This is a genomic window from Psychromonas sp. Urea-02u-13 (assembly GCF_002835995.1).
In the GTDB taxonomy this organism is placed as follows: Bacteria; Pseudomonadota; Gammaproteobacteria; order Enterobacterales; family Psychromonadaceae; genus Psychromonas.
The window spans coordinates 20,290-45,715 of sequence record NZ_PJBZ01000043.1; the positions used below are offsets into that span (position 1 = coordinate 20,290).

Consider the following 25,426-nt stretch of genomic DNA (forward strand, 5'->3'; position numbering starts at 1 on the left):
AACAGAACGGCTAAACTGAATTAAAAAATTATTTTCCATTATTGGTTGAGGTAAAACGTGATTAAAAAAGTTGGAATACTAACAAGTGGTGGCGATGCGCCAGGTATGAACCCAGCGATTCGTGCTGTTGTCCGTAGTTGTTTAGCAAATGGTATCGAAGTTTACGGTATCTACGACGGTTACGCTGGACTTCACGCTAATAAAATTGAAAAATTAGAGCGTCGCTCTGTTTCAGATATTATTAATCGTGGTGGTACATTCTTAGGTACAGCGCGTTTCCCTGAATTTAAAGAAGAAAGTGTTCGTCGAGAAGCGATTACTAACCTTGAAGAACATGGTATCGAAGCACTTGTAGTTATTGGTGGTGATGGTTCTTACATGGGCGCGAAAAAATTAAGCGAAATGGGTTACCCTTGTATCGGTATTCCTGGCACGATTGATAATGATATCGCGGGCACTGATTATACTATTGGTTTCATGACTTGTTTAAATACAATCGTTGATGCTGTTGACCGTTTACGTGATACATCATCTTCGCATAATCGTATTTCTATTGTTGAAATCATGGGCCGTTACTGTGGTGATTTAACACTATGGGCAGCGGTTGCAGGTGGTAGTGAATACGTTATCGTACCTGAGAAAGGGTTCAATGAAGAAGAACTACTTGAGCAACTTGCTCACGGTGAAGCAAAAGGTAAAAAACACGCTATTATCGCTATCACTGAGCATGTAACCGATGTCAATGAATTGGCTAAACGAATTGAAGCTAAAACAGGCCGTGAAACACGCGCAACTGTTTTAGGTCATATTCAACGTGGTGGTGCTCCAATGGCATTTGACCGAATTTTAGCAAGCCGCATGGGTGCTTTTGGTGTTGATTTGTTAATGAAAGGCGAAAGCGCACGTTGTATCGGCATTCAAAATGGTCAGATGGTTCATCATGATATTATTGAATGTTTAGAAGATATGAAACGTCCTTTCCGTCAAGATTTATTTGACCTTTCACACGCACTATTCTAGAAATGGCTGTTTGTTGAAGTGATAAAAACCTACCCTCTGGTAGGTTTTTTTATGGGAGAAATAAAATGAAAAATTATCAAGACTTACAAAAACTATATAACTGGTCTGAGATAAGTGAAAGTTGTGTTGATATTGATTTTGCTTATGCTTTTATCTGTGCAATGGCAAGTAGTGAGCTAGAGCTTGAGCAATGGATGCCGATGCTTTTTCTAAGCGGAGAGAGCTGTTTCTCAAATGAAAAATTAGCAACAGATTTTGCGCAGGTAGCGTTAGCTATCTACCAACAATCGATGCACTGTTTTCAACAACAGTTGCCGTTATCATTAGAAAGTGATAATAAGCAAAACCCACAAGTATTGAAGATTGTCGACTTTGCGCAGGGTTATCTTCAAGCGGTCATGTTGATTGATAATATGCAACTAGGCCCAGAAGGTGAAACAGCGATTAACTTACAGCAAACCTGTTTGTTGTTATTGGACAAACTGGCCTCAAGTGAAACCGAAGATGCACAGAAATTAGCGCTCTTTGAGCAACTGCCTTCAGAGTCTGACATTATTAGTTTATTACCTACTTTATTGAGCCGTTATGGCCATCAATGTCTGGTTGGAGAAGCTGCATGTTAGATTATCAACAGTATTTTTCACTGGTTGCTGAAAACGATCATTTTATTGTTATCAATAAAGAGGCGGGTATCAATTTCCACAGTGAAGACGGTGAATTTGGTGTGGTTGTTGCAGCAGAGAAGTTTTTAAATAAAAAATTATATAGCGTGCATCGTCTGGATAAAATGACATCAGGTTTATTGTTGTTAGCGAAATCATCAACGATTGCGCATGAACTCGCGACACTTTTTAAAACACAAGAAATACAAAAATTCTATGTCGCTATTAGTGATAAAAAACCGAAAAAAAAACAGGGCTTAATTAAAGGCGGGATGGAAAAGTCTCGTCGCTCAATGTGGAAGCTAACGACTAATAAAGAAAATCTCGCTATCACACAATTTTTTAGTTATCCATTAGTTGAGGGAAAACGACTGTTTGTGGTGAAACCTAAAACCGGTAAAACACATCAAATTCGCGTAGCGTTAAAAAGTATTAGTAGTGCTATTTGTGGTGACCACTTATATGCAGAAAGTGAAAATAACTATGATCGTGGATATTTACACGCTTATCAAATAAATTTCTGTTTATTAGGTGAGTCGTTTACTTTCAGCTGTTTACCTCGAACAGGTGCATGGTTTCAATGTAAAGAATTTATTGAACAACTCGATGCGCTACAGGATTTAAATCAGCTATCTTGGCCAAAAGTATAATATTTATTATTAGTGAGTTTCATCACCTGTTTTAACTTTTTTTGTCGTTCTGTTTTGTACTACACTTTTGAAGTAATAGATCTCTATTCTTATCATAAGTAATGCGCTAAAACAAGGAAGGTGCGATGGATGACTTAATGCTAACCATTATTGATGATGAAATCACAACGGTTGATGATCAGAGTAATGACCTTAAAAAGTGGAAAATTGCGATTATTGATGATGATCAAGGAGTGCATGACGTCACCAAACTGGCACTTTCTGGCGTTAAGATATTAGGTCGTAAAATTGAATTCATCAGCGCATTATCGGGTGAAGAGGGCAGGTTATTATTAAAAGATAACCCTGACTGTGCAGTTATTCTGTTAGATGTTGTTATGGAGACTTCTGATGCGGGTTTAGAGCTTGCTGATAAAATTAGAAATGAACTGTTGATGGATAATGTGCAAATCATTTTGCGTACAGGGCAACCTGGTTATAGCCCTGAAGAAGAAATTATATCTCGCTACGAGATCAATGATTATAAAACTAAAAATGAATTAACCCGAGATAAGCTTTTTACCTCTATTGCCACGGCCATACGTTCTTATAACCATTTAAGGGCGCTCGATGAGAGCAAAAAAGGCTTAAGAAATGTTATCGAAGCATCTGCGAGTTTAATGAAAGAACGCTCTGTTCATGATTTCGCTAGTGGTGTTTTACAGCAGATTAACGCACTGTTTAACCTCTCTAGCCAAGGCATTTTTTGTGTCTCGCAGAGCCCATCAGATGGCCCCATTGAGCTAATTGATGAAAGTGATAGCCAATACTTTGTTGTTGCTACCTCACCGAGTTTTCATGATTTCTATGGTAAAGATTTACAAGATATATCGAATAGCCACGAAGTTGAGATCGCTCAGAATACCTTAATAAATAAACAAAATCAGATACAAGAAAACCTCTGTAGCTTATATCTTTCCACTCCCTCGGGTTGGGAAGGTGTGGTGGTGATCAACAGTCCGCTCAGTCTTAATGAAGTTGACGAAGAGTTACTTAAATTATTTTGTTTAAATATTTCTTTAGGCTTAGAAAACGCTAAATTCTTTACGCATCTTAATAACGCTGCTTTTTATGATGAGGTGACAGGGCTTTATAATCGCACTGGTTTTATTGAAAAATCCTCTGAAATATTAAAATCAGCGAAATCTAGCATGGCGTTATTTATTGTTGATATAGATTATTTTCACGAAATTATCGAAAGCCTGGGTTTTGAGTTTGGCAATATGGTTTTAAATGCAGTAACGTCATCACTTAATCGAGATTTTTTAAGTGATGGTATTATTGCGCGTTTACACTCAGATGTGTTTGCTTTATTGCTACCCGATACAAATTGGCATTATCGAGATATCACTAAAGAATGTTCAAAACCTTTTATGATTGAAGGAAATTCGTTACGTTTAGGTGTCACTGTCGGTGAAGCAACCTGTGATTTATCCACTGAAACCTTTGATATCGAGCTCTTGTTACGCCATGCAGAAATTGCACTCAAGGTTGCAAAAGAGCATCAGCGTGGGGTGGGGCAGTTATTTGAATCAAAATTTGAAGATGATAAACGTGCACATCTGGATATATTAGCTGACTTGCGTAACGGCATTGCAAACGAAGAGTTATTTCTAGTATTACAGCCAAAAGTTTCAATGACAGAAGGATATGTCGTTGGTTATGAGGCTTTAATACGTTGGCAACATCCTATTAAAGGGCTTATTTCACCCAATGCTTTTATTCCGGTTGCAGAACAATCTGGCTTGTACTTTGATATTGATATGTATGTTTTTAGGAAAGCATTAGCGCTTATTGCAGAGAATCCAGCAATAACAAAACCAATATCGGTTAATGTATCAGCCAATTCTTTGCATCATTCAGATTTTATCAGTGAATTGAAGAAGATCATTGCTGAAAAAGATTCAGATATTAGTCAGATAGAAATCGAGATCACTGAAAATGCTTTGGTACGCAGCGATATGGCCATTCAGCATCTTAGAGAATTAAAAGCCCTGGGGTTTGTACTTTGTTTAGATGATTTTGGCGCCGGGTACTCTTCACTTTCATATCTGCTTAAATTACCTTTAGATGTAATAAAAATAGATCGCTCTTTTGTTACTCATATTGAAAAGGGGGCAAAGGCGTTGTTTGTATTAGAAGGTATGTTGCAAATTTGCCAAAATTTATCGATGAGAGTAGTGGTTGAAGGTGTCGAAACGCAAGAACAAGCCGATATACTGATTGCGTTAAACGCTGACATCGCACAAGGTTTCTTTTATTTTAAACCACTGACGATTGAAGAAGTGTTAATTAAAGCACTTTAGATGAATGTGAATAAAAAAGGCAGATTAAACGTTAATCTGCCTTTTTTATTACTGATAGTTTCATTTTTTACAAAACCATCTCTTTATGCGAATTCTGTCCAGATAGGGGCATGATCAGAAGGCTTTTCAATCGCTCTTAATTCATAATCGATACCAGTATCAACTGTATTATCCGCTAATTTCTGTGTTGCTAATACCACATCAATACGTAAGCCTCGGTTATCATCAAAGCCACGAGAGCGGTAATCAAACCAACTATATTGATCATCTACTTCTGGGTTTAACAAACGGAAGGTATCGGTAAAACCAAAATCCATCAACGTTTTTAACCATTCACGCTCTTCTGGTAAGAAACTACATTTCTTTGTTTGTAACCAACGCTTAGCATTCACTTCACCAATACCAATATCAATGTCTGCAGGTGAGATATTGATATCTCCCATTACAATCACATTGTCTTCTGGGGTGTGGTTTTCATTAAGATAAGTATTTAAATCAATGTAGAACTGACGTTTATAAGGATATTTTGTTTCGTGCTTTTGGCTTTCACCCTGTGGGAAATAACCATTTAAAATAGTGGTTTTTTCACCCTTATCATCTTCAAGCGTCACCATTATCATACGCTTCTGGTGTTCTTCATTGTCGCTAGGAAAACCATACTGTACTGAAACAGGCTCTTTTTTACACAACATAGCCACACCATAATGTGCTTTTTGGCCGTGAAAATAAACGTGGTAACCCATCGCTTCGACAGCTTCGACAGGAAACATGTCATTGTGTACTTTTATCTCTTGTAGGCCGATAACATCGGGCTGATGTTTATCGATAATTGCTTGTAGTTGATGAAGGCGAGCACGAAGCCCATTAATGTTGAAGGAGATAACTTTCATAAAAAAGCCCTAATTTAAAAAATTAGGGCTGAATGTAGCGCGGTCAGTTTAAGAACTCAACTGTTTTAACTTAGTGTTGCTAAAACTCGATGTAGATTATCAACTGTCTCGATGCCGCTGTCTGTTAAGTAACCGCCATCTGTTTGTGAAATAAGCCCTTTATCGAAAAGTGCTTTTGCAGCAGTGATGACAATAGGGGTTGCATCGTTGTGAATTTTAATGCCTTCTAATTGAGATTGTGTTGGGAACTTAGCTAGTAATTTCATCTCTTCAAACAGGGTATCAGAATAATTTTTAGTCATGATTTCTCACTTCTCTTGAATAGGGGAAGTTTCATCATAAGGGCTTGAAAGCAGATTGCAAATTAATAAGGGAGTAAGTTGGGGTAGATCAAAAAAGCCCGCAAGAAAACGAAAACTTGCGGGCTTTTAAGCTAATAATGATGACATCATCCGTAATGTATCAACTATTAACTGTTATTTAAACAAACGTTTTAAATGTGGTGTTTACGGATAACCGTTAACATCTCTTTTAAAAGTTTTGGATTTGCAGCTACAACATTACCTGATTTCATGTAATCGTTGCCGCCATTAAAATCAGTCACCATTGCGCCTGATTCTTTTAACAATAATTCGCCAGCAGCGATATCCCAAGGTTTTAGACCGTATTCCCAGAAACCATCCATACGACCAGCCGCTACATAAGCTAAATCTAGTGCAGCACTACCGCCACGACGCATATCAGCCACTTCTAAGAAGAAATCATTGAAGATTTCTAAGTAAGTTTTTGTATGGTGCTTCTGTTTGAATGGGAAACCAGTAGCAAGTAATGTTCCTGCTAATTTAGGCACTGCGCTTGTACGAGTACGGTAACCGTTGATTTGTGAGCTTTGGCCTTTAACAGCAGAGAAAAGTTCATTGCGGATTGGATCAAATACGATACCAACTTCAGTACGGCCTTTGATTTTTAATGCAATTGAAACAGCAAAATGAGGAATGCCGTGAATAAAGTTAGTTGTTCCGTCTAACGGATCAATAATCCATTGGTGATCTTTATCTTTACCTTCAAGAATACCTGACTCTTCACAAATGAAGCTATGGTCAGGGAAAGATTTTTGTAATGTACCAATAATTGCAAGCTCAGCTTCTTTATCGACACTTGTTACATAGTCGTTTAACGATTTTTCTTCAACTTCAACTGATTCTAGATTTTCGTAGCCTTTAACGATTACTTTACCTGCGTTACGGGCAGCACGAATTGCAATATTTAACATTGGATGCATTTGATCACCATTAGATTGTAAAAGAACATGAAGGGAGATTCCTTCGGCGCAAAATTATACACAGATCACAAAATTGTGCAAATATTTCTCATCGCTGATCGATGTGAATCTATTTTTTTGTGGCGCTGTTTCTGCTAAACTGCGCGCTTATTTTCAGCAAGCTCTATTGAGCTTATAAATTATTCAAGGAACCCCTATGTTAGATAACGTACGTATCATTCTTATCGGTACTTCTCACCCTGGTAATATTGGTAGCGCTGCGCGCGCAATGAAAACTATGGGCTTGTCTAATCTAGTGTTAGTGGATCCAGAGTGTGAAATCGATGGAAAATCTGTTGCACTGTCTGCCGGTGCCGGTGATGTACTAAAAAATCACCAACGTTTTGATACATTAGATGAAGCCATTGCAGATTGTGGTTTAGTGATTGGCGCAAGCGCACGTCCGCGCACGTTAGATTGGCCAATGTTAGACCCTCGTGAAATGGGCGTAAAAGCGGTTGTTGAAGGTCAAAAGCATCCTATCGCGTTAGTGTTTGGTCGTGAAAATAGTGGTTTGACTAACGATGAACTACAGAAATGTCATTTTCATGTGTTTATTCCAGCAAATCCTGACTATAGCTCGCTTAACTTAGCAATGGCAGTACAAACATTGAGCTATGAAATTCGCATGGCATTTTTGTCAGCAACCGCTTATCCAGAACAAGTAGAAGAGTATCCTCTTTCGGGCGAGCTTGAAGGTTTGTTTAATCATCTTGAAGAAACATTAACAGACACTGGTTTTATTGTACCCGCTCACCCTGGTTTGGTAATGACAAAATTACGTCGTTTCTTCAACCGCGCACGCCCTGAAGTAGCTGAATTACGTATGTGGCGCGGTGTGTTAAGTAGCATTCAAAAATCATTAGTTGCAAGCAAAAAAGAAACAGATATAAACGAAAAATAAAACCGACTAAACTTTGTGGTTTTTTAGTTGACTATTTTAGTCAGGTATTTATACTTCAGTCATAAGTAAGTAAATAAATAAGTGATCTAGTTCACCTTTAAAAGAAGCGAAGTTTATGAAACTAACCTCAAAAGGCCGTTATGCGGTCACTGCAATGCTTGATGTTGCAATAAAAGAGCATTTAGGTCCTGTCCCGCTTGCTGATATTTCTGAGCGTCAGGGGATCTCGTTATCCTATCTAGAGCAGTTGTTTTCTAAATTACGTAAAAAAGAATTAGTTAGCAGCGTTCGAGGCCCAGGTGGTGGTTACCGCCTAGGTAAAACACGCGGAGAAATTTCTGTCGCAATGATTATTGATGCAGTCAATGAATCTGTGGATATACGCAAATGTAGCGGCGAAAGTGGCTGTAACGAAAATGGTGTTCAATGTTTAACACACTTATTGTGGGAACAGTTGAGCGATCGCATTAGTAGTTTTCTAGACGGCATTACCCTAGAAGAATTAATGGAAACAGATCACGTTCAAACTATTTCAGAAATTCAAAATAATAAATTTAAACAATCTGCACAACTGAATGTAAAAGTCAGTCGATAACGCAGCGGAGATAATAATGAAATTACCGATTTACCTTGATTACTCAGCAACAACACCAGTTGACCCACGTGTTGCCGCCCTCATGATGAAATACTTAACAATGGATGGCGAGTTTGGTAATCCAGCATCTCGTTCACATCGTTTCGGTTGGCAAGCAGAAGAAGCCGTTGACGTTGCACGTGAACAAGTTGCAGAGTTAATTAATGCAGACCCACGTGAAATAGTTTTCACTTCTGGTGCAACTGAATCAAATAACCTTGCTATTAAAGGTGCTGCGCATTTTTACGGTAAAAAAGGTAAACATATTATTACCGCTAAAACAGAGCATAAAGCTGTTTTAGATACTTGTCGCCAATTAGAGCGTGAAGGTTACGAAGTGACTTACCTTGAACCAGGTACTGACGGTATTGTTACACCACAACAGCTAAAAGAAGCATTACGCGAAGATACAATCGTAGTGAGCCTAATGCATGTAAACAACGAAATCGGTGTTATCCAAGATATCGCTGCATTCGGTGAATTATGTCGCGCAAACAAAGTTGTTTTACACGTTGATGCTGCACAAAGCGCGGGTAAAGTTGACATTGACGTACAAACAATGAAAGTAGATTTAATCTCTTTCTCTGCACATAAAGTGTATGGCCCTAAAGGGATTGGCGCACTCTATGTTTCGCGTAAACCGCGTATTCGTTTAGAAGCACAAATGCACGGTGGCGGACACGAACGCGGTATGCGTAGTGGTACACTAGCGACACATCAAATCGTTGCGATGGGTGAAGCTTTCCGCATTGCAAAAGAAGAAATGGCAGAAGAAAATAAACGTTTTCTTAAATTACGTACACGTCTTCTAGACGGTGTAAGTGGTATGGAAGAAGTTTATGTTAATGGTTCAATGGATAGCCGTATCGCGGGTAACATTAATATCAGCTTTAACTATGTTGAAGGCGAATCATTAGTTATGGCACTTAAAGACTTAGCGGTTTCATCGGGTAGTGCATGTACATCTGCAAGTCTTGAACCTTCATACGTTTTACGTGCAATTGGTCGTGATGACGAATTGGCACATAGCTCAATCCGTTTCAGTATTGGTCGTTTTACGACTGAAGAAGAAATTGATTATGCCATTAAAATTATTTGTGAAAATATCGGTAAATTACGTGATATGTCGCCACTTTGGGATATGTACAAAGAAGGCATCGATATAAACAGCATTGAGTGGTCTCACCACTAAAATTGCTTGTCGCGTTGCCATTTGAGCCTATTTCTACGTTGAAAGTGCTCACTTGGTAAACCAAGCTCCGCGCTTTTGCCTTGAAATAGACTCAACTGGCTTAGCGATATCGGTATATGAAAACAGACATTAAATAAAGGAATAACATCATGGCTTACAGCGAAAAAGTAATCGATCATTACGAAAATCCACGTAACGTGGGTTCATTTGATAAAGACGATAAGAGTGTTGCAACGGGTATGGTTGGTGCACCTGCATGTGGCGATGTAATGAAACTGCAACTTAAAATCGACGCTAATGGTGTGATTGAAGATGCAAAATTCAAAACATATGGTTGTGGTAGTGCGATTGCGTCTAGCTCATTAGTCACTGAATGGGTAAAAGGCAAAACATTAGACGAAGCAGCAGCGATTACTAATACAGAGATCACCGCTGAGCTTGCTTTACCTCCTGTAAAAATTCATTGTTCTATTCTTGCTGAAGATGCAATTAAAGCTGCAATTGAAGATTATAAGAGTAAAAACGCATAACCAGTCCCGTTTAAGGAGTCTATTTTGGCTATCACAATGACAGAGCCAGCGGCTAAACATGTTGCTGATTTTCTAGTAAACCGTGGCAAAGGCATTGGCTTACGCTTAGGTGTGAAAACTTCTGGCTGCTCAGGTATGGCTTATGTACTTGAGTTTGTTGATGTATTAAACGAAGACGATGAAGTGTTCACTGATAAAGGTGTTTCAATCATCGTTGACAAAAAAAGCCTTGTTTACCTTAATGGTACTGAGCTTGATTTTGTCAAAGAAGGTTTAAATGAAGGTTTTGAATTTAACAACCCAAATACCGATGGTGAATGTGGTTGTGGCGAAAGCTTCAGCGTTTAATAAATAATATTGGGAGTAAGGTGCAAAGTAGATTACTTTTTACCTTACCTCCAAATATCCTCTTCATTATTACCTCTTCTTTATTATAGTAGGATCTCAAATTGAACTACTTTCAACTTTTCTCGTTACCCGCTGAATTCAGCATCGATCAAAACTCAGTTGCTCATTGCTATCGCGAATTACAAAAACAATACCACCCTGATAAGTTTGTCATGCTATCTGATGCAGAACGACTGACGGCTATGCAAAAAAGCACTGAAATAAATGATGCTTATCAAACATTAAAAAACAGCTGTTTACGCGCTCAATACCTGCTCTTGTTAGCCGGATTTGATATCGCACTGGAGCAGAAAACGCTACAAGATACTGACTTTTTGATGCAGCAAATGGAATGGCGCGAAACGATTGAATCATTTACACAAGATGATGAAGATGAAATCGAAGCTTTTGCTGAGAATATACAACAACAAGTGAATGATTTAGAATCGACAATTGAACAACAGTTAGTGGCAGAATCGTTAGAAGCGGCGGCCGATAGTGTACGTAAACTAAAATTTATGTTGAAGCTGCAAACTGAACTAGAGCAACTTGAAGAGAAGCTCTTCGACTGAGATTACAGAATTTAAGGTTACAACTCTTATGGCATTACTTCAAATTGCAGAGCCTGGTTTATCTGCAGCTCCCCACCAACATAAACTAGCGGTTGGTATTGATTTAGGGACAACAAATTCTCTTGTGGCGACTGTGCGTAGCGGTGTTGCAACTACCTTAGTTGATACAGATGGCCAAGATATGTTGCCCTCTGTTATTCACTATGGTGAGAACGGTCAAATCACCACGGGTATCGACGCTCAAGCAAAATTGCTAACTGATCCCCTCAATACATTAGTCTCGGTGAAACGATTAATTGGTAAATCCTTAGCTGATATCGACCAAACTCATCTTGCTTATCAGTTTAGTGAACATGAAAGTGGTCTCGCACAAATCGTCACGCGTGCTGGTGAAGTTAATGCATTGCAAGCATCAAGCGAAATTTTAAAAACATTAAATCAACGTGCTATTGAAACGTTAAAAGCAGAATTGGATGGCGTGGTGATTACCGTGCCAGCATACTTTGATGATGCGCAGCGCCAAGGCACAAAAGATGCAGCTCGATTAGCTGGACTACATGTTTTACGTTTATTGAATGAGCCAACGGCCGCTGCGATTGCCTATGGTTTAGATTCTGGACAAGAAGGGGTGATCGCCGTTTATGATTTAGGCGGTGGTACCTTTGATATCTCTATTTTACGCCTGCATAAAGGTGTGTTTGAAGTATTAGCAACAGGCGGTGATTCTGCGCTTGGCGGTGATGATTTTGATCATACTATTGTTGAGTGGATTAAGCGTGAAGCGAATATCAGTGGTGAACTATCACCAACGCTTCAACAAGAGTTATTACAAGTAGCCCGCGCAGCGAAACAGCAGTTAAGTGATGTTAATGAAGTCAATATTAGTTTAACTAATAGTGACGTTAATCTGACATTAACAAAAGCTGATTTTGAATCGTTGATTGAAAAATTAGTAAAACAAACACTACGTGCGTGTAAACGTGCAGTGAAAGACGCACAAGTTTCATTAGATGAGATCGTTGAAGTGGTGATGGTTGGTGGCTCAACACGTGTTCCATTAGTACGCAGTAAAGTCACAGATTTTTTCAAGCGTGAAGTATTAACTTCTATTGATCCTGATAAAGTTGTGGCACTGGGCGCCGCGATTCAAGCTGATATTCTTGTCGGTAATAAGCCTGATTCAGAAATGTTATTACTGGATGTTTTACCTCTTTCGCTTGGCCTTGAAACAATGGGTGAGTTAGTTGAAAAAGTAATTCCGCGTAATACCACTATCCCTGTTGCACGCGCACAAGAATTTACTACTTTTAAAGATGGGCAAACGGCAATGCTTATCCATGTTTTACAAGGTGAGCGCGAGCAGGTAAAAGATTGCCGTTCATTAGCGCGTTTTGTATTAACTGATATACCGCCAATGGCTGCCGGTGCTGCTCACATTCGAGTGACTTTTCAAGTGGATGCAGACGGATTATTGAGTGTAACTGCGATGGAAAAATCATCGGGTGTACAAGCTAATATCGAAGTTAAACCTTCTTATGGTTTAAGTGATGCTCAGGTAATGGAAATGCTCAGCGCTTCACAAACCTTTGCACAGCAAGATATTGATGCTCGTATGCTGATAGAGCAACAAGTCGAAGTAAAACGTGTTATTGAAAACCTTGAAGGCGCGCTTGAAAAAGATGGTCATCAATTATTGGATGACGGTGAGTTTGAAGTCATCCAAGATAACATTAAAGTATTAGCGAAGATCGGTGAAGGCACTGATGTTACTGCTATCAAAGATGCGCTAAAAGCGATTGATAAATTAACCGATCATTATGCTACATTACGCATGGATGCTTCGATTAAAGCTGCTCTAACGGGCCAGTCTGTTGACACAATTTAGTAACAACAATTTTTATAAATATATAAGTAAGGTAATTTAAAATGCCAAAAGTAATATTTCTACCCCATGCAGAGTTATGTCCAGAAGGTCTTGTTATTGAAGCTAAAGAGGGCGACACGGTCTTAGATCTTGCATTAGCTAATCATATTCATATTGAGCATGCCTGTGAAAAATCTTGTGCCTGTACCACTTGTCACATTGTTGTTCGTGAAGGATTCGATTCTTTGGAAGAAAGTGATGAACTAGAAGACGATATGCTTGATAAAGCATGGGGCCTTGAACCGGATTCTCGCCTAGGTTGCCAAGCTTGTGTCGCAAAAGAAGACCTAGTGATTGAAATTCCAAAATACACAGTTAATATTGTGTCGGAAAATCATTAATCGACCTAGTCCGTTTCTGTTCTTTAGAAATTGATCGCGTTATTTTAAAAGGCACTTATCTTAGTGTCTTTTTTATTACTCTAAAATATTCATTACCTCATATATTTCCATTAATCTCTCCCTGCCAGTTAAGCTAATTAATGATTTTTTGCCTGCGGATGAGTGACTTCTCTTTAAATTCCCTACGTAGTTTTTATCTACTATAACGCTAAGATTCTTTTCAGGTACCAGAGAAAAGTGAAGCAGGGTGTTTATGAATTTATTTACTCACTAAAAATCCTACTGTCATAAACCAATTTACAGCTTATAACGATTTTTAAACGCGTTGATAAACGTCTATCCATGACACAACCAAGCTCAATATTACGCTTGTTATTCACGGATTAACTGATGCTCATTTACTTTTTTGAAAAAGGGCTGGTGATTAAAGTTATAATTGGTTATGGTGTTGTATACGTGTATAGCACTATATCGAGGATTTAATGTCAGACTGGAATGATAAACAGCCCATTTATCAGCAAATCAAATTACGCATAGAGCTGCAGATTTTAGCTGGAATTTGGCCTGAAGGAGAAGCTTTGCCATCGGTTAGAACCGTTGCTTCAGACTTGAAAATTAACCACTTAACGGTAATGAAAGCTTATCAATTACTTGTTGATGACTCTTTAATTGAAAAAGTTCGGGGTAGGGGCATGTTCGTTTTAATAGGGGCACAAGCTCAATTAAAAGCACATAAAACCAACTTGTTTTTAAATGAAGGTATCCCAGAAATAATTCAAAAATTACAACAGCTGGAGATACCGGTTGATGATTTTATTCAAGCGCTAAAACAGCAGATCAAGGAAAAGCAATGATGCACTTAGTCGATGTACAGAACGTCAGTAAAAGCTATCAATCAAAAATAGCCGTTAACAACCTTTCATTCACCTTGAAAAGTGGCCAAGTATTAGGGTTGTTAGGGCATAACGGCGCAGGAAAGTCGTCGTTAATTAATGCTTTGTTAGGTGCAAATAACTACCAAGGTAATATATCCGTTTGTGGTTTAAACCCTGTTAATCAACGTGCGCCTCTGATGCAACATTTAGCGTATATCTCTGATGTGGATGTACTACCCAAGTGGATGACGGTAAAACAAATTTTACGCTATACAAACGGCGTACATCCGAGTTTCGATTTAGCTAAAGCTAAGCAATTGCTGACAAAAACGGATATTCAGCAAGGGAGTAAAATTAGTACTTTGTCTAAAGGCATGAAGGTGCAATTACATTTGGCGCTGACGATTGCCACAGACACAAAGGTGCTTATTTTAGACGAGCCAACGTTAGGTTTAGACTTGATCTACCGCGATACCTTCTACCGTCACTTAATCGAATGGATGCAGGATGGTGAGCGCACTTTAATTATTGCCAGCCATGAAGTGAATGAAATCGAGCATCTACTAACGGATGTACTGATTTTAAAGCAAGGTAACAGTATTTGCCAAGGCGCTATTGAAGATGTTTTACAGCGATACATCATGGTTGAAGCAACACACGAATTTACAGAACAGCTACAAGTGTTAAAGCCACTTTCATCGGAGCCAGGATTGGGGTGTAACAAATGGCTAATCAGCTCTGAGTATCGAGACCAAGTCAGTGAATTTGGTAAAATCTCAACCCCGTCATTACAAGCGTTGTTTATTGCCTTACAAAAGGAGAGTCGTTAATGCACCCTGCTATTTATATGCTTGAAAAAGAATTGTTACATCACAAAATTGTAACGCGTGTACCGCTGTTTTTATTAATGTTTTCGTTGTTGATAATAGGCTCATTAGTGATGAGTTCGAATGCAGATGTTGAATTCTCTCTAAATGGGATGGGTAATGTAGATGTGCCTAATGTGCAGCAAGGTTTTAGCGCCGTGATCAGTTTTGCTACTGCGTTAGTTTCTTATTTGTTATCAATTCTATATTTAAGTAAAGCAATGACTAAGGAGCGCCAAGAGGGCAGTTCGCCATTTTGGCGCAGTATGCCTGTGTCTGATCTATTAACACATACGGTAAAGTTGGGCTTTGCACTATTAGTGATTCCTGTTATTTGTTCTCTGTTAGTATTAAGCGCTGAGCTTTTATTGTGGGTGTTGTCTGTGTTTAATCCGCACCAAGTTAACATGTTAATTGGTGATATTACCCTGTTTAGCGTAATGCAAAACTATATTAGCTTCCTATCTAATATGTTATTAATTGCGGGGGCTTTATTACCTTTTGCTTGCTTAATGTTTGCTGTCTCACAGATGATTAACTCTCCATTGTTGTGTGTACTTATTGGTCTATATGCGCTGAAATTTGCCAGTTCGTTATTACTGCCTGAGAGTGGATTGGAACAGTTCTTTTATCAGTTTATTGATTTACCAACATCGTTGATATTAACCACTGATCCACTACAAGTTATCAGTCAGTTGCCTGTCGTGAGTACTGCCATTATGTATATTGTTGCAGCCCTGTTTTTTATGTTTAGTTTGTCGTTACAGAAACACGGTGAATTAGATCTGCGAAATATGTTTAAAGGTGGAGGTAAATAGGGGGATAGGTCTTTCTCTAACTTCTTAGCAACCTATGAAAACATTCTAAAAGGCACTTTTGTTAGTGCCTTTTCTTATTGATCTGAAATCTTCATTAAACCTGTGTTTTGTTCTTGTTCGGCAACACAAAGCAGTAGACAACGATTTTTTACATAGTAAAACCCAACTGCCTGAATCCGAAGAACTATAATTAAAACAGGCGTAAAATCATTCGTTATAACTACTTGCCAATAGTAAGTAGTTGGCGTTTAATTATAAGGTATTATTAAAGTGGGCTTCCTGTTCAAGTAACAGATTCTCACCTCACTAGTTGCAAAATGATAGGGAGAACAACATGACCATCAAATGGGTAGACTCTTTAGAAGTCGCATTAGCATTAATTGAACAGTATCCAGAGCAAGATCCCATGGTAATTCGCTTTACTGATTTACGCGATTGGGTTTTAGCGTTAGATGAATTTAGCGACGACCCCAAACATTGCAGCGAACGTATATTAGAAGCAATTCAACAGTGTTGGATTGAAGAGATGTAACACGGGTTATAGTAAAAACGCAGCTTAGGCTTGCGTTTTTGTTTGTACTAATGAATAACGAAGGAAATAAAATGAGCAACTTTTTTTGTGTATCACTGAGTTTTGAACCCGCATCATCAGTATGGGGAAACAATGCATTATTAAGCTTTTCAGAGGCGCAGGCTGTTATCCATCTTGATGATTCAAAATCCTTAGTTCGCCAAGTACAAAGTGCTGCGCGTAAGCTTGATAGCATGTCTCTTGAAAGTATTAAATTGCAGGGAGAACACTGGGATTGCGAATTACGTTGGGCATTTAGCCAAGGGCTCTTTAACGCTAAAAAAGGCGCTAACGTACACTTTGGTGAGATTGATGAGGCACAATTACAAACACTTACATCACGAAAACTGATCGTTGAATGGGTGCGCAATACTATTAATCTTGGTCCTGAAGCACTTTCTCCAGAAATGTTGTGTACGAAAGCAGTTGATCTCATTAAGCATGTTTTAGCGGATAACAAGCACTTAAATTACCAAATTATTAGCGGAGAGCAACTGCAAGAACAGGGATTTCATGGTACTTATCAAGTGGGTAAAGGCAGTGAGCGACCACCTGCGATGTTACAGCTTGATTATAATCCGACAGGTGATGAAAATGCGCCCGTTGAGTTTGCCTTAGTAGGTAAAGGTATTACTTTTGACTCTGGTGGTTATAGCTTGAAACCGAGTGGTGGTATGGCTATCATGAAAAGTGACATGGGGGGAGCGGCTACGTTAACGGGCGCGCTTGCGCTTGCGATTGTAAATGGTTTGCAAAAACGTGTGACGCTGTATCTTTGTTGTGCTGAAAATTTGGTCAGTGGCAGCGCCTTTAAGTTAGGTGATGTCATCACTTATAAAAATGGGGTGACGGCTGAAGTGTTAAACAGTGATGCCGAAGGGCGCTTAGTCTTAGCGGATGGATTATTAGCGGCACAAGAAGACAATCCAAAAAGAATTATTGATGCGGCTACGTTAACTGGCTCTGCAAAAATGGCGGTTGGGCGTGATTATAATTGCCTATTAACCATGGATGATGAGTTTGCACAATTCGCAAGTGAGTGTGCAAAAACACACAATGAGATGTTGTGGCGTTTACCTTTTGAAGATTTTCATATGCAGCAAATTAGCTCTTCATTTGCCGATATTGCGAATATTCACAGTGGTGAAGGTATGGCTGGAGCATCAACGGCCACTGCATTCCTTGCTAAATTTGTTAAAACACCTGAAAAAGATTGGTTACACTTTGATCTTTCTGGCAGTTATCAAATGGGTGGCAATGCTTTATGGGCAACGGGTGGCAAAGGACATGGCGTATTGATGATAAGCCAAATACTGTCTGCTTAAGCGCCAAATAACAGCACAATTAAAAACACGGTTTTTACCGTGTTTTTTTGTTTTTAAAGCGTATAATAGCGTTCATTTTATTTTAACGATTTCCAATCAATCTAGAGAACCAATATGCAAAAAATGCAAAGTTACTTCGTACCAACCGCTAAAGGTTTAGCCCCACTACTTGAGGCTGAGCTGAGAGAGATGGGCATTGAAAACCCTAAGCAAATAAATGGCGGGGTGAGTTTCGATGGTTCACTAGAGCAAGGCTATCAAGTTTGTTTATGGTCCCGCTTCGGGTCTCGCGTATTACTTAAATTAAGTGAATTCAAAGTAATCACCACGCTGGATCTTTATCTGGGTTGTAGCAATATCCCTTGGGAAGAGCACTTTGATATCAACAGTACTTTCTCTATCGACTTCACTGGTGCTAACGATGAAATTCGTAATACCCAATTTGGCGCACTTAAAATAAAAGATGCGATTGTTGATAGATTCCGCAAGAAATTTGATGAGCAACGTCCTAACGTTGAAAAACGCGATGCTGATATCCGTTTTAATGGTCGTTTATGGAAAGACAAAGTCTCTATCTATTTAGACCTTTCTGGTTCACCGTTACATATTCGTGGCTACCGTACGATTGCTGGTGAAGCGCCGTTACGTGAAACATTAGCCGCTGGTATTCTTAAGCGTAGTGGCTGGCAAGATGAAGCGTTACTTGACCCTATGTGTGGTTCAGGCACGATAATTATTGAAGCTGCTATGATGAAGCTTAATATTGCGCCGGGCTCTATGCGTCCGAGATTTGGTTTTGAAAAGTGGAAAATGCACGATGACGAGTGTTGGAAAACACTGAAAACATCTGCACAGGTTTACGGTAAACGCGCAGTTAATGAATGTGAGACTAAATTCTTTGCTTCTGATTTAAGCCAAGAAATGATTCGTATCGCTAAACAAAATGCACAACGTGCTGGTGTAGCTGAAGTTATCGAGTTCTCAGTACAAGATGCTAAAAAAATATTACCCCCTGCAGGATTAACAACGGGCATGCTTATCTCTAATCCTCCTTACGGTGAACGATTAGGTGGCTTCAGTGACACAATGACCCTTTATACTGAGCTAGGCTTCCATTTTAAAGATGCTTTTGCAGGCTGGAATTTATCGATGTTTGCGATGGATACTGAACTATTAAGCTGTTTAGGTATGCGCGCAGGCAAAAACTTTAAATTCTTTAATGGCCCTATTGAATGTGTACTTAAAAACTACCGCATCTCGCCTAAACGTAATGTTGAGCCTGTGTTAGCGCCTGTTGTTGAAGAAAATAACGACAACAATGATATTTATGGCGATATTACCAGTAAATACAGTACTAAACACGACAATAAAAAGACTGAAGAACAGGTCGATGTAACAGAAACAATTAACCCGTGGACGATGGGTCGTGGTGATGAAGCCGTTGAAGAAACTGTCGCTGAAAAACCGTTTGTAATGGCGCAAGAAAGTGAGTCTGAAATTGTTTTTAATGAAGTAAAACAAATCAAACCGGCTATCTACTCAGAAGCATTTGCTAACCGTTTAACTAAAAACCTTAAAAAGTTAGAAAAGTGGGCTGAGCGTGAAAACGTTGAATGTTACCGTATGTACGATGCTGATCTTCCTGAATATAACGTTGCAATCGACCGCTATGGCGATTACATCATCATTCAAGAGTATCGTGCACCAAAAGAAATTGAACTCGGTAAAGTACGTCGTCGTTTCTTAGACGTAGTATCAACTGTACGTTATATGCTGAACCTTTCTGATGATAAGTTAGTTATCAAAGTACGTGAACGCCAAAAAGGGCGTCAACAATATGAAAGAATTGATGCTAAAAAACAGTCATTGATTATGCATGAAGGCCCAGCAAAATTAGTGGTTAACTTACAAGATTATTTAGATACAGGACTGTTCTTAGATCACCGTCCAGTACGCTTAAAAATTGGTACGATGGCAAAGGGTAAAGATTTCTTAAACCTATTTTGTTACACAGCAACAGCCTCTGTGCATGCGGCTTTAGGTGGCGCAAAATCAACAACAAGTGTTGATATGTCAAATACCTACATTGCTTGGGGTGAGAAAAACTTTGCTGAGAATAACATTCAAGGTCAACATCACTTTATCCAACAAGACTGTATCAAGTGGTTACAACATGCCCACGAAATGTATGACCTAATCTTCATTGATCCACCTACGTTTTCAAACTCTAAACGTATGAGTGCGGTATTTGATGTACAGGATGACCATGTAGCGTTGTTAACATCGGCAAGTGCACGTTTAAATGAGGGCGGTGAAATCATCTTCTCTAATAACAAACGTAACTTTAAGTTAGATATTGACGCGATTAAAGCACTTGGTTTTTACATTAAAGATATCTCTAAGGCTTCTATCCCAGAAGACTTTAAACGTAACTTTAAAATCCACCAATGTTGGATTTTAACTAAACATGACTAGTCGTCTGACGCTCTATTATACCGATGGTTGTCATCTTTGTGATGACGCGATGGTGTTATTAGAGCAACTCAATCTGAGTTATCAGAAAGTAGATATTGTTGATAGCATTGTCGAAATGAATGTTAAAAAACAGTCTTTGGTTGAGCTTTACGGCACACTTATCCCGGTTGTAGAAAATGAATCAGGGTCAACATTAAATTGGCCTTTTTCACTGCAACAATTACAAGTATTTAATATAGAGAATTAAAAATTGGCACTATTAACCTTACATAATGCAGAGCTCGCCTTTGGTGACAACCCATTATTAGACAAATGTAATTTAGTTATCGAACCCAATGAACGTGTTTGTTTAGTGGGCCGAAATGGTGCCGGTAAATCGACACTGTTAAAAGTTTTAGATGGTCGCATTCAACTTGATGATGGCTCATTGCTTATCAACAAAGACGTTACCGTTGCCCGTTTAGAACAAGATCCACCAACGGCAAATACCATGAGTGCTTACGACTTTGTAGCCTCTGGTATGAATGAAGCGGGTGAAGTGTTAAAAGCTTATCATCATCAACTTCATGTTATTGCTGAAGATTGCAGTGAAAAAGAGCTTAATAAGTTAGCTAAGTTACAAGAACAATTAGACCAACTTGATGGCTGGCAATTAGACAGTAAAATCAATCAAATATTAGACCGTTTAGCTATCTCTCCTGATATTCATCTTAATGAACTTTCTGGTGGTTGGTTACGCAAAGTGGCGTTGGCGAAAGCGTTAGTAAATGATCCTGACCTATTACTACTTGATGAGCCTACTAACCATTTAGACGTTGGCACCATTGAATGGCTTGAAGAGTTCTTATTAAGCTTTAAAGGTTCAATCGTCTTTATCAGCCATGATAGGGAGTTTATTCGTCGTCTATCTACACGTATTATCGATATTGACCGTGGTAATTTAAGCTCTTGGCCGGGTGGTTACGACGCATATATTATTGCTAAAGAAGATGCATTACGTGTTGAAGGCGAACAAAATGCTGAGTTTGACCGTAAACTTGCTATCGAAGAAAAATGGATCCGTCAGGGTATTAAGGCACGTCGCACACGTAACGAAGGTCGTGTTCGTGCATTAAAAGAATTACGTACTGAACGCTCAGATCGTCAAAGTGTGCAGGGTAAAGCTAAAATCAATATCGATGTATCGAGCCGCTCTGGTAAAATCATCTTTGAAGCTGAAAATCTGGCCTACAGCTACGATGATCTGTGTATTGTTAAAGACTTTTCAACTACGATTATGCGTGGTGATAAAATAGCCTTTGTTGGCCGAAATGGCTGTGGTAAAAGTACTGTATTAAAACTGTTCTTAGACCAACTACAACCTGATTCAGGCACCATGAAATGTGGTACTAAATTAGAAGTGGCTTACTTTGACCAATACCGAGATACGTTAGATCCTGAAAAATCAGTGATGGACAATCTTGCAGAAGGCAAACAGGAAGTAGAAGTCAATGGCCTTAAACGTCATGTATTAGGTTACTTACAAGATTTCCTTTTCCACCCTGTGCGCGCAAGAACACCTGTTAAAGCATTATCGGGTGGTGAGAAAAATCGCCTTCTGCTCGCGAAAATCTTCTTAAAACCGAACAATTTATTAATTCTCGATGAACCTACCAACGATCTTGATGTCGAAACGTTGGAATTATTAGAAGAGTTACTCGCGGACTACAAAGGCACCTTGTTGTTAGTAAGCCATGACCGTAGCTTCGTTGATAATACCGTAACACATACTTGGTTCTTTGATGGCAATGGTAATATTGAACAGTTTGTTGGTGGCTTTAGTGATGCTGCGCGTCATAAAGCACAAAGCGAAACACCTGTAATAGCTGAAAAACCAGTTGTAAAAAATGTAGCTAAAGCAGAAAAAACAAAACCGGCTAAAAAATTATCTTATAAAATGCAACTTGAATTAGATGCATTACCTAAAGAACTTGAACGCTTAGAAAGTAAAGTTGAAGAGTTACAGGCGATGATTAATACCGCTGAATTTTTTACTAAAGATAAACAAGATGCTGATAAATTCCTTGCTGACCTTGCCTCTACAGAAGAAAAACTAGAGGTTGCTTTTGAACGCTGGGAACATTTAGAAGAGCTACAAAACGGAGAATAACGTTAAATGAAATTTAAAGTTACAGTTGCCTCACTTGCATTGTTAATGGCTAACAATGCTTGGGCACAGAATGAAGCATATTATACAATTTCAGAAATTAGTGTAAATGCAGATGGGGCTTTATACGGTCCTTTCCCTGTTGCTATATCTACAGACGGTGAGTTTATTGGCACTTATTCGATGAAAGCCTCACTATCAAGTAATGTTGATATTGGCTTACCATTTACGTTTAACAGAGGGTGTCAGTACGATGATATTCTTTGTGAATTAGATTTTTTTGGCAGTCAAACTGCTAATCAACATAGTTATGAAAATGCTTACCAAGCATGGCGTAATGCACAATCAGATGCTGATAATGGCAGTTACAGCAGCTATATGATGGGTAATACGCTATTAAACGGCAATGATCAGGCTGAAGGGCCATTTTTACCTGTTAATAGTAGTGATATAAAAACCACTGATGTTACGGATATTATTGGTATAGAACGTTTTGTGGTGGGGTATGCTTCTGCTCCCTATGAAGGCGCGAACCGAGAGTTTGCTCGACGTGCTTATATCAAATCGGAAAGTGGAACTATCACATCATTATTACCTGATTTTATGAGTAGCGGTGGGTTTAGTAGTGCTTATAAACTTCAGCAGGTGACTTATACAAATGGTGAGCAAAAAACGCTTGTAATTGGCGCTGCTAGTCGCTCATACCCGCGTAATACAACTGAATATTTTAACGATTGTTACAATAGTAATGAATACGATGATCGCTATGATATGAATGACTTAGTAAGGTGTCCAGGCTTTGATACACAAGCTTGGGCTTGGGATGTTACTGATATTGTTAATTCTGATGCTAGTCCTAGCGAATTAACGGGGGCTTCTCTAGCAACAACTTGGTTAGAAAATAATACCACGAATCAAAATAGTTTAACTTTTAGTGCAAATGCCTTTGATATGAATGCTTCTGGTACTGCTGTAGGTGCTTCAACATTTCAATATAACACTGATAGTGAAGGAGCACGCCAACGCGCAATTATCATGACGCCGGATGCTAACGGCATTTATGAAAAACCGACGGAACTCACTGCTGCTACGGCGGGGGTGAGTGACCAAGAAGATTCAATCTACAACACTTGGGCACTGACTATTTCTGATGCGGGTATCGTCACAGGTAACCGTGAATTTGATATTCCTAAAGGGCGTAATAAAGCCACTGAATTTTTTGTTTATGATAGCGTTAGTAAAATAATTACATTGCCATTTTTAGATAAAAAAGTAGCAACCAGTAAACAACGCCTTGAAAATGGTGGTAATTACTATATTTCCAAAAGTGGTGCAAACAGTCGTGTTTATGCTGCTAATGAAAATGGCTTAATGGTAGGTGAAGTAGATGACTTTGATCAGGTTGACCCCGTTTATGATGGAGGTCCTCGTAGTAAAACTGCTTTTTTGTTTGATAATCGTAAAAAGCAAGCATGGTTGATGAATGATCTTATTTGTAGCCAAAGCGGTGATGTTGTTACTTCACCACGTCTACGCATACGTACTGCGCGTGTGATTAATGACGCGGGTGTTGTGCTTGTCGACGGTTTTGAGTATGCAACGGACGATGACTATAAATATAAGGTAAATGCTATTCCAAAGGCGTTTAAGCTAACACCAAACCCTGCTATGTCATCACCTAATGATAGCCCTAATTGTTGGGAGTCTGATTTGTTGAAAGTACATGATGAACCTTATGAACGACAAGGTGGCGCGACATTCTGGTTATGGCTATTTGCATTACCATTAGTCTTTATTCGCCGTTTTACGCGTTAATATATATAATCTATATTATTAAGGTCTGTTAGTTTTGCTAACAGGCCTTTTTTTTCAATTTAATTTCATATGTCATTAAAGTGTCATACAAGATGGGCATATTAGGCACATCGCCAAGGGGTGAACCACTTCTTATTAAATAACTAATAAGATAACTACTTAAATTATATTACTATCTACACGGAGTTTTAGATGAAACTTAAAAAATTAGCTGCTGCTGTAACACTTAGCGCATCATTATTTACTGTTGCAACTTCTGTTTCTGCAGCTGCATTACCAAGTTATGAAAAAGTAAGTGGCATCTCAGGAAACCTCTCTTCTGTTGGCTCTGATACGTTAGCGAATATGATGACATTTTGGGCTGAAGAATTTAAAGTAAACTACCCAAATATTAATATCCAAATTCAAGCTGCTGGCTCTTCAACAGCGCCTCCTGGTTTAACAGAAGGTACTTCTCAGTTCGGTCCAATGAGTCGTAAAATGAAATCTAAAGAGATTGAAGCATTCGAAAAACGTTACGGTTATAAACCAACGGCTGTTCGTGTTGCGATTGATGCTTTAGCAGTATTTGTAAATAAAGATAACCCAATTGACGGATTAAGCATTAAACAAGTTGATGCTATTTTCTCTGCAACACAAAAATGTGGCAATGATAAAAATGCCACTCGTTGGGCTGATGTTGGTTTAACAGGAAGCTGGGCAGGTAAAGATATTCAATTGTTTGGTCGTAACTCTGTATCAGGTACTTACGGTTACTTTAAGAAAAAAGCATTATGTAAAGGCGATTACAAAAACAGCGTAAACGAGCAGCCTGGTTCTGCTTCTGTGGTACAGTCTGTTGCTTCTTCGCTTAACTCAATTGGTTACTCTGGTATTGGTTATAAAGTTGCCGGTGTTAAAGCCGTTGCACTTTCTAAGAAAGGCGGCCCATTTGTTGAAGCAACAATGGATAACGCTATTTCTGGTAAATACCCATTGTCACGTTTCCTATACGTTTACGTGAACAAGCACCCAAACAAGCCACTTTCTCCACTACAAGCTGAATTTTTAAGAATGGTATTGTCTGAGCAAGGCCAAGCGATTGTTAAGAAAGATGGTTACATCCCATTACCAAGTAAAGTGGTAATGAAAGAGCTAGCTTCTCTAGGTTTGTAAATTAAAAA

25 protein-coding genes are annotated in these 25,426 nt (G+C 38.8%); 22 read left to right on the plus strand and 3 right to left on the minus strand.

Translation table 11 applies throughout. The features are described from left to right. Positions 1 to 57: 57 nt before the first annotated feature. From pfkA to CXF74_RS05215, 4 genes are all read left to right on the plus strand, one after another. On the plus strand, positions 58 to 1,020 hold the full coding sequence (gene pfkA, locus CXF74_RS05200; protein WP_101081335.1) for a 6-phosphofructokinase: 963 nt from the start codon (positions 58 to 60) through the stop codon (positions 1,018 to 1,020). A 65-nt stretch (positions 1,021 to 1,085) separates the two neighbouring features. Beyond that, positions 1,086 to 1,643, plus strand: coding sequence for a UPF0149 family protein (locus CXF74_RS05205; RefSeq protein ID WP_101081336.1), 558 nt, complete (start codon positions 1,086 to 1,088; stop codon positions 1,641 to 1,643). Then, positions 1,637 to 2,332, plus strand: coding sequence for a TIGR01621 family pseudouridine synthase (locus tag CXF74_RS05210; RefSeq protein WP_101081337.1), 696 nt, complete (start codon positions 1,637 to 1,639; stop codon positions 2,330 to 2,332). Before CXF74_RS05205 ends, CXF74_RS05210 begins: the two co-directional genes overlap by 7 nt. 125 nt (positions 2,333 to 2,457) lie before the next feature. Then, on the plus strand, positions 2,458 to 4,677 hold the full coding sequence (locus tag CXF74_RS05215) for a bifunctional diguanylate cyclase/phosphodiesterase (protein ID WP_101081338.1): 2,220 nt from the start codon (positions 2,458 to 2,460) through the stop codon (positions 4,675 to 4,677). Between the two features lie 83 nt (positions 4,678 to 4,760). Here the strand turns inward: CXF74_RS05215 and xthA are convergent, their stop codons facing one another. The 3 genes from xthA to suhB form a co-directional block, all read right to left on the minus strand. Beyond that, positions 4,761 to 5,567 carry an exodeoxyribonuclease III gene (gene xthA, locus CXF74_RS05220; RefSeq protein ID WP_101081339.1) on the minus strand — a complete coding sequence of 269 codons (807 nt, stop codon included), beginning with the start codon at positions 5,565 to 5,567 and terminating at the stop codon, positions 4,761 to 4,763. A gap of 65 nt (positions 5,568 to 5,632) precedes the next feature. After that, positions 5,633 to 5,869 (minus strand): TIGR02647 family protein, encoded by a 237-nt coding sequence (locus CXF74_RS05225; RefSeq protein WP_101081340.1) that lies wholly within the window; start codon positions 5,867 to 5,869, stop codon positions 5,633 to 5,635. A gap of 191 nt (positions 5,870 to 6,060) precedes the next feature. Then, positions 6,061 to 6,849 (minus strand): inositol-1-monophosphatase, encoded by a 789-nt coding sequence (suhB, locus tag CXF74_RS05230; RefSeq protein ID WP_101081341.1) that lies wholly within the window; start codon positions 6,847 to 6,849, stop codon positions 6,061 to 6,063. A 196-nt stretch (positions 6,850 to 7,045) separates the two neighbouring features. Here suhB and trmJ point away from each other — a divergent pair, with 196 nt between their 5' ends. The 18 genes from trmJ to CXF74_RS05320 all read left to right on the plus strand — a co-directional run bounded on the left by trmJ (position 7,046) and on the right by CXF74_RS05320 (position 25,418). Then, positions 7,046 to 7,792, plus strand: a complete 747-nt coding sequence (trmJ, locus tag CXF74_RS05235) for a tRNA (cytosine(32)/uridine(32)-2'-O)-methyltransferase TrmJ (RefSeq protein ID WP_101081342.1) — start codon at positions 7,046 to 7,048, stop codon at positions 7,790 to 7,792. A gap of 115 nt (positions 7,793 to 7,907) precedes the next feature. Beyond that, positions 7,908 to 8,387 (plus strand): Rrf2 family transcriptional regulator, encoded by a 480-nt coding sequence (locus CXF74_RS05240; RefSeq protein WP_101081343.1) that lies wholly within the window; start codon positions 7,908 to 7,910, stop codon positions 8,385 to 8,387. A gap of 16 nt (positions 8,388 to 8,403) precedes the next feature. Then, on the plus strand, positions 8,404 to 9,618 hold the full coding sequence (locus tag CXF74_RS05245) for an IscS subfamily cysteine desulfurase (protein WP_101081344.1): 1,215 nt from the start codon (positions 8,404 to 8,406) through the stop codon (positions 9,616 to 9,618). Between the two features lie 149 nt (positions 9,619 to 9,767). After that, positions 9,768 to 10,148 (plus strand): Fe-S cluster assembly scaffold IscU, encoded by a 381-nt coding sequence (gene iscU, locus CXF74_RS05250; RefSeq protein ID WP_101081345.1) that lies wholly within the window; start codon positions 9,768 to 9,770, stop codon positions 10,146 to 10,148. 24 nt (positions 10,149 to 10,172) lie between these two features. Beyond that, positions 10,173 to 10,496: an iron-sulfur cluster assembly protein IscA gene (iscA, locus tag CXF74_RS05255; protein ID WP_101081346.1), complete on the plus strand. Its 324-nt coding sequence runs from the start codon at positions 10,173 to 10,175 to the stop codon at positions 10,494 to 10,496. Between the two features lie 101 nt (positions 10,497 to 10,597). Then, the gene (gene hscB / locus CXF74_RS05260; RefSeq protein WP_101081347.1) at positions 10,598 to 11,107 is read left to right on the plus strand and encodes a co-chaperone HscB; all 510 of its coding nucleotides are present in this window, start codon (positions 10,598 to 10,600) and stop codon (positions 11,105 to 11,107) included. A 28-nt stretch (positions 11,108 to 11,135) separates the two neighbouring features. Continuing rightward, positions 11,136 to 12,992, plus strand: a complete 1,857-nt coding sequence (gene hscA / locus CXF74_RS05265) for a Fe-S protein assembly chaperone HscA (RefSeq protein WP_101081348.1) — start codon at positions 11,136 to 11,138, stop codon at positions 12,990 to 12,992. Between the two features lie 41 nt (positions 12,993 to 13,033). Further along, a complete protein-coding gene (gene fdx / locus CXF74_RS05270) occupies positions 13,034 to 13,372 on the plus strand; it encodes an ISC system 2Fe-2S type ferredoxin (RefSeq protein WP_101081350.1) in 339 nt (112 codons plus the stop codon). Positions 13,373 to 13,854: 482 nt separating this feature from the next. Further along, a complete protein-coding gene (locus CXF74_RS05275) occupies positions 13,855 to 14,226 on the plus strand; it encodes a GntR family transcriptional regulator (RefSeq protein ID WP_101081352.1) in 372 nt (123 codons plus the stop codon). Continuing rightward, complete coding sequence (locus CXF74_RS05280; RefSeq protein WP_101081354.1) at positions 14,223 to 15,077, plus strand: ABC transporter ATP-binding protein; 855 nt, start codon at positions 14,223 to 14,225, stop codon at positions 15,075 to 15,077. Before CXF74_RS05275 ends, CXF74_RS05280 begins: the two co-directional genes overlap by 4 nt. Then, the gene (locus CXF74_RS05285) at positions 15,077 to 15,931 is read left to right on the plus strand and encodes a hypothetical protein (RefSeq protein ID WP_101081355.1); all 855 of its coding nucleotides are present in this window, start codon (positions 15,077 to 15,079) and stop codon (positions 15,929 to 15,931) included. The genes CXF74_RS05280 and CXF74_RS05285 overlap by 1 nt, the downstream gene beginning before the upstream one ends. A gap of 334 nt (positions 15,932 to 16,265) precedes the next feature. Further along, complete coding sequence (gene iscX, locus CXF74_RS05290; RefSeq protein WP_101081357.1) at positions 16,266 to 16,463, plus strand: Fe-S cluster assembly protein IscX; 198 nt, start codon at positions 16,266 to 16,268, stop codon at positions 16,461 to 16,463. Between the two features lie 71 nt (positions 16,464 to 16,534). Beyond that, the gene (pepB, locus tag CXF74_RS05295; protein WP_101081358.1) at positions 16,535 to 17,827 is read left to right on the plus strand and encodes an aminopeptidase PepB; all 1,293 of its coding nucleotides are present in this window, start codon (positions 16,535 to 16,537) and stop codon (positions 17,825 to 17,827) included. Positions 17,828 to 17,941: 114 nt separating this feature from the next. Then, positions 17,942 to 20,302: a bifunctional 23S rRNA (guanine(2069)-N(7))-methyltransferase RlmK/23S rRNA (guanine(2445)-N(2))-methyltransferase RlmL gene (gene rlmKL / locus CXF74_RS05300; protein WP_232772445.1), complete on the plus strand. Its 2,361-nt coding sequence runs from the start codon at positions 17,942 to 17,944 to the stop codon at positions 20,300 to 20,302. Beyond that, positions 20,295 to 20,549, plus strand: coding sequence for a glutaredoxin family protein (locus CXF74_RS05305; protein WP_101081359.1), 255 nt, complete (start codon positions 20,295 to 20,297; stop codon positions 20,547 to 20,549). Before rlmKL ends, CXF74_RS05305 begins: the two co-directional genes overlap by 8 nt. 3 nt (positions 20,550 to 20,552) lie before the next feature. Beyond that, complete coding sequence (gene uup, locus CXF74_RS05310; RefSeq protein WP_101081361.1) at positions 20,553 to 22,451, plus strand: ATP-binding cassette ATPase Uup; 1,899 nt, start codon at positions 20,553 to 20,555, stop codon at positions 22,449 to 22,451. A gap of 6 nt (positions 22,452 to 22,457) precedes the next feature. Then, positions 22,458 to 24,263 carry a DUF3466 family protein gene (locus CXF74_RS05315; RefSeq protein WP_101081362.1) on the plus strand — a complete coding sequence of 602 codons (1,806 nt, stop codon included), beginning with the start codon at positions 22,458 to 22,460 and terminating at the stop codon, positions 24,261 to 24,263. A gap of 192 nt (positions 24,264 to 24,455) precedes the next feature. Continuing rightward, on the plus strand, positions 24,456 to 25,418 hold the full coding sequence (locus CXF74_RS05320) for a PstS family phosphate ABC transporter substrate-binding protein (RefSeq protein ID WP_101081364.1): 963 nt from the start codon (positions 24,456 to 24,458) through the stop codon (positions 25,416 to 25,418). Positions 25,419 to 25,426: the final 8 nt, after the last annotated feature.

Bases quoted from the DNA above. Each gene is read 5' to 3' on its own strand.
- hscA (WP_101081348.1), top strand. From the start codon at position 11,136: ATGGCATTACTTCAAATTGCAGAGCCTGGTTTATCTGCAGCTCCCCAC.
- CXF74_RS05205 (WP_101081336.1), top strand. From the start codon at position 1,086: ATGAAAAATTATCAAGACTTACAAAAACTATATAACTGGTCTGAGATA.
- CXF74_RS05285 (WP_101081355.1), top strand. From the start codon at position 15,077: ATGCACCCTGCTATTTATATGCTTGAAAAAGAATTGTTACATCACAAA.
- CXF74_RS05225 (WP_101081340.1), bottom strand. From the start codon at position 5,869: ATGACTAAAAATTATTCTGATACCCTGTTTGAAGAGATGAAATTACTA.
- fdx (WP_101081350.1), top strand. From the start codon at position 13,034: ATGCCAAAAGTAATATTTCTACCCCATGCAGAGTTATGTCCAGAAGGT.
- iscX (WP_101081357.1), top strand. From the start codon at position 16,266: ATGACCATCAAATGGGTAGACTCTTTAGAAGTCGCATTAGCATTAATT.
- CXF74_RS05245 (WP_101081344.1), top strand. From the start codon at position 8,404: ATGAAATTACCGATTTACCTTGATTACTCAGCAACAACACCAGTTGAC.
- iscU (WP_101081345.1), top strand. From the start codon at position 9,768: ATGGCTTACAGCGAAAAAGTAATCGATCATTACGAAAATCCACGTAAC.
- pepB (WP_101081358.1), top strand. From the start codon at position 16,535: ATGAGCAACTTTTTTTGTGTATCACTGAGTTTTGAACCCGCATCATCA.
- CXF74_RS05280 (WP_101081354.1), top strand. From the start codon at position 14,223: ATGATGCACTTAGTCGATGTACAGAACGTCAGTAAAAGCTATCAATCA.
- CXF74_RS05210 (WP_101081337.1), top strand. From the start codon at position 1,637: ATGTTAGATTATCAACAGTATTTTTCACTGGTTGCTGAAAACGATCAT.
- CXF74_RS05275 (WP_101081352.1), top strand. From the start codon at position 13,855: ATGTCAGACTGGAATGATAAACAGCCCATTTATCAGCAAATCAAATTA.
- rlmKL (WP_232772445.1), top strand. From the start codon at position 17,942: ATGCAAAAAATGCAAAGTTACTTCGTACCAACCGCTAAAGGTTTAGCC.
- CXF74_RS05305 (WP_101081359.1), top strand. From the start codon at position 20,295: ATGACTAGTCGTCTGACGCTCTATTATACCGATGGTTGTCATCTTTGT.
- trmJ (WP_101081342.1), top strand. From the start codon at position 7,046: ATGTTAGATAACGTACGTATCATTCTTATCGGTACTTCTCACCCTGGT.
- CXF74_RS05315 (WP_101081362.1), top strand. From the start codon at position 22,458: ATGAAATTTAAAGTTACAGTTGCCTCACTTGCATTGTTAATGGCTAAC.
- CXF74_RS05215 (WP_101081338.1), top strand. From the start codon at position 2,458: ATGGATGACTTAATGCTAACCATTATTGATGATGAAATCACAACGGTT.
- CXF74_RS05240 (WP_101081343.1), top strand. From the start codon at position 7,908: ATGAAACTAACCTCAAAAGGCCGTTATGCGGTCACTGCAATGCTTGAT.
- xthA (WP_101081339.1), bottom strand. From the start codon at position 5,567: ATGAAAGTTATCTCCTTCAACATTAATGGGCTTCGTGCTCGCCTTCAT.
- CXF74_RS05320 (WP_101081364.1), top strand. From the start codon at position 24,456: ATGAAACTTAAAAAATTAGCTGCTGCTGTAACACTTAGCGCATCATTA.
- suhB (WP_101081341.1), bottom strand. From the start codon at position 6,849: ATGCATCCAATGTTAAATATTGCAATTCGTGCTGCCCGTAACGCAGGT.